The following is a 390-nucleotide window of genomic DNA, read 5'->3' as shown; positions in this document are numbered from 1 at the left end:
GCATGGTGCATCGCGTTGAGCATGTGCCGACCGAGGTGCTTCTCGTCAGCGCCCATGAACGCCGCGAGCCGCTTGCGCGAGGCGAGCACGCCCACGATCACCGAGATGTCGTAGCCCTTCACGTTCTCGAACAGCATCGCCGGCCCGACCTGCGTCGGGCGCATGACCGTGCCGCCCGCGCCGACCTTGCGGTACACGCCGGCGAGCTCCGCCTGCGGGTCCACCTCCACGTCAGTCGAGACGAACTGGCCGTCCATGGTCTTGAGCAGCTCGATCCCCTCGCGGAGGTCCTTCACCGCTGCCTTCGGGGCGTCGGACTTCGGCTGGTTCTTCGATGTTGCGACGGCCATCAGTCGTCCCCTTCCTCGCCCTGCACGTCCAGGTTCCCGT

Annotated in this window: 1 pseudogene; it reads right to left on the bottom strand. The window is 67.4% G+C overall.

Annotated features, from left to right (window positions below):
* Positions 1 to 350 (bottom strand): annotated as a pseudogene (locus D9V41_RS16675) (UbiD family decarboxylase domain-containing protein); the annotation flags it as partial.
* Positions 351 to 390 lie beyond the last annotated feature (40 nt).

The organism is Aeromicrobium phragmitis (assembly GCF_003674095.1).
GTDB lineage: Bacteria > Actinomycetota > Actinomycetes > Propionibacteriales > Nocardioidaceae > Aeromicrobium > Aeromicrobium phragmitis.
Note: the sequence above shows the minus strand (reverse complement) of the source record. Positions and strands in the feature narration are given on the sequence as shown.